Here is a 2,869-nt window from a genome sequence, read left to right as displayed (position 1 = left end):
TTGTCGGGCAAGCTGCGCAGGGAAAGTGGTAAGCGTCAGCTGAGTACCGTCTTGCGCTGACTGCAGTTATGTGGGAGCTAGAATGGAGGCTTCTCCACACGCGGCCTTGCCATGCACAACTATCCTCGCTTTACGATCAATCGCCATTTGATCATTCTGATGCCCAAGCAGCCGGTCCTTGACTGGATCAAGCGCGTCGATCCGAATCCACCAGACATTACGCTCGAAGAATTGCGCCTTGAGCAAAACGCTTTCCTGGTCCCCGATGCGCTCGATGGTCAGCAGGATGCCGAAAAGTGGGTGCAGCGCCGATGGCAAATGTTCTTTGAGGGCTTCCTTGAGGAGTGGTACACGGTCGAATCTTGGTGGCCGCAGAAGCGTACCTACAAAATGTTCAAGGATTGGTTTGATGTCCAGTATCACTCCATGGTTTGGGATTTGGCCACGAGCGAGCCCATAAGTTACGAGGACTGGGATTCTCCCAACGACGAAGTGCCGCTTAGCTGAGCGGCATAGTTCCAGGGCAGGAAGTCGTGCACCTGGTTGACAGGGTGCTCGGCGATGCGCTCCAGCACGTGGCGCAGCCAAGCCTCAGGGTCGATGCCATTGAGCTTGGCAGTGCCAATCAAGCCGTACACGGCGGCCGCGCGCTCGCCGCCGCTGTCGGCGCCGGCAAACAAGAAATTGCGCCGGCCCAGCGCAACGCCGCGCAGTGCCCGCTCGGCGGCCGAGTTGTCGATCTCGATGCGTCCGTCGTCGGCGTAACGAGTCAGGGCCGGCCACAGCTTGAGCGCGTACAGGATGGCCGCTGCCGAATCGGACTTACGCGACAGTGTGGCAAGCGTGGCATGCAGCCAGCGCTCCAGGTCGTTGAGCAATGGCCTGGCTCGTGCCTGCCGTTCGGCGAGGCGCTCGTCTGGTGGCTTGCCGCGGATGGTCTCTTCGATTGCATAAAGTTCGCCGATGCGGCGTAATGCCTCGGCGGTCAAGGCCGACGGACGGGCGGCGTGCAGGTCATAAAACTTGCGGCGTGCATGCGCCCAGCACGCCGCTTCGACGACGCGCCCGCTATCGTAGATGGCATTGAAGCCGGCATACGCGTCTGCCTGCAGCACGCCAGTAAAGCCGGCCAGATGGGTTTGCGGATGTTCTCCCTTGCGGTCTGGCGAGTAGGCAAACCACACTGCGGGAGGCTCACTGGCGCCGCTGGCGCAGTCGTCGCGCACATAGGTCCACAGGCGCGCGGTGCGCGTCTTGCCGTTGCCCGGTGCCAGTACAGGCAACGGTGTGTCGTCGGCGTGCAGCTTGGCGGCGGCGAAGACGTGGCGACGCAACGCCTCGGCCAAGGGGCGCAGCAGCGTGCTGGCCGCGCCCACCCAGCTGGCCAGCAGGGAGCGCTCCAGTTCCACGCCCTCGCGCGCGTAGATCACGCTCTGGCGATACAGGGGCACATGGTCGGCGTACTTCGCTACCAGCACGTGTGCCAGCAGGCCCGGGCCAGGCAGGCCACGTTCGATAGGACGGCTGGCTGCCGGCGCCTGCACGATTCGGTCACAGCAGGCGCAGGCCAGCTTGGGACGCACGTGACGGATGACATGGAAGCTGGCCGGCACATACTCCAGCTGTTCCGACACGTCTTCTCCCAAGTCTTTCAGTTTGCCGCCGCAGTCCGGACAGGCGTCCAAGGCCGGGCGCAGTACGCGCTCCTCGCGCGGCAGGTGGGCAGGCAGCGGCCTGCGTTCGGCCTTCCTGCGCGGTGCCATCTCCACAGGCGCCTGAGCTTCGGCCACCGCCGCTTCGGCCTCCAGGTCTTCAAGCTTGAGTTCCAGCTGTTCGATTTGCAGGTCGAGTTTTTCGGAGCGGCGGCCAAACTGCATGCGTCGCAGCTTGGCCAGCACCAGCTTCAAGTGCTCGATCTCGGCGGTGCGAGTCGATAGTTCAGCGGACAGGTGCGCTACGCGCGCTTCGCTGGCCTGCAACGCCGCTTCGCGTGCCAGCAGCATGGCTTTCAAAGCGGCGATATCGTCGGGCAGGTGGGCGGCGTCAAACATGCGGCCCAGTTTACGCGGGTCCTGCCACGTTTACAAGGCTGACTGCGGGCGCCAGGTGCGCTCGGGCCGGCGCCAGTCGATTCCTTCCAAGAGCATCGAGAGCTGGGCCTGCGTCAGTGTCACCGTGCCCTCGCTGGCCTGGGGCCAGACGAAGCGGCCGCGCTCAAGTCGTTTGCACAACAGGCACAGGCCATCGCCAGTCCACCACAGCACCTTTATCAGGTCGCCGCGCCGGCCGCGGAACACAAACACGTGGCCGCTGTATGGGTCTTCCTTCAGCGCCGTCTCCACCTTCGCGGCCAAGCCATTGAAGCCGGAGCGCATGTCGGTCACGCCGGCCGCCAGCCAGATGCGGGTGCCGGCGGGCAGGCCGATCACGGACGCAACCCCTGGAGCACGAGCGCCAGCGTGGCTGGATCGGGCACCCCATGGATACAGACTTTGGTTTGCCCCAACTGGATCTCGATCCTGCCACCGTCCGCCTCGACGCTGGCCTGTTCTTTCGGCCCGACTTCCAGTGCTACCGGCAGAAACTGCGTCGCCGTGTCGAGCAAGCCGGCACGCAGTTGGCGTCGCCAGCGAAACAGCATGTTCGTGTTCAGCCCGTGGTGCAGCGCCAGCTGCGCTACCGACACTGACTCATCACACGCTTGCTGCGCCAGCTGCCGCTTGAACTCCAGCGGATAGTTCGTGCTGCGCCGGCGCTTCTTTTGTTCTGCTTCACCTACCAAGATAGTCCCCACTAAAAATAGTGGGGACTACTTTGCGTCTGAAACTGTCGAGTGTCTACACGGTGCTGAGACGACGCTTACCTTTGG

General features: G+C 63.5%; 4 protein-coding genes. 1 reads left to right on the top strand and 3 read right to left on the bottom strand.

What is annotated here, in order from left to right; translation table 11 throughout:
* The first annotated feature begins 111 nt into the window (after positions 1 to 111).
* On the top strand, positions 112 to 507 hold the full coding sequence (locus AWU77_RS20005; RefSeq protein WP_202966611.1) for a hypothetical protein: 396 nt from the start codon (positions 112 to 114) through the stop codon (positions 505 to 507).
* Here AWU77_RS20005 and AWU77_RS02250 read toward each other — a convergent pair.
* Genes AWU77_RS02250 through AWU77_RS02240 form a run of 3 tightly spaced genes read right to left on the bottom strand, consistent with a single transcriptional unit; the run spans position 462 to position 2,782 of the window.
* Positions 462 to 2,051, bottom strand: coding sequence for an IS66 family transposase (locus tag AWU77_RS02250; RefSeq protein ID WP_062058635.1), 1,590 nt, complete (start codon positions 2,049 to 2,051; stop codon positions 462 to 464). The two genes, AWU77_RS20005 and AWU77_RS02250, sit on opposite strands and share 46 nt — an antisense overlap.
* A 30-nt stretch (positions 2,052 to 2,081) precedes the next feature.
* A complete protein-coding gene (tnpB, locus tag AWU77_RS02245) occupies positions 2,082 to 2,429 on the bottom strand; it encodes an IS66 family insertion sequence element accessory protein TnpB (protein WP_062058632.1) in 348 nt (115 codons plus the stop codon).
* Entirely contained in the window at positions 2,426 to 2,782 is a 357-nt protein-coding gene (locus AWU77_RS02240; protein ID WP_062058629.1) for a transposase, read from the bottom strand. Before AWU77_RS02240 ends, tnpB begins: the two co-directional genes overlap by 4 nt.
* Positions 2,783 to 2,869 lie beyond the last annotated feature (87 nt).

The sequence above is a fragment of the Cellvibrio sp. OA-2007 genome (assembly GCF_000953825.1).
GTDB lineage: Bacteria > Pseudomonadota > Gammaproteobacteria > Pseudomonadales > Cellvibrionaceae > Cellvibrio.
Note: the sequence above shows the minus strand (reverse complement) of the source record. Positions and strands in the feature narration are given on the sequence as shown.

Bases quoted from the DNA above. Each gene is read 5' to 3' on its own strand.
- AWU77_RS20005 (WP_202966611.1), top strand. From the start codon at position 112: ATGCACAACTATCCTCGCTTTACGATCAATCGCCATTTGATCATTCTG.
- AWU77_RS02250 (WP_062058635.1), bottom strand. From the start codon at position 2,051: ATGTTTGACGCCGCCCACCTGCCCGACGATATCGCCGCTTTGAAAGCC.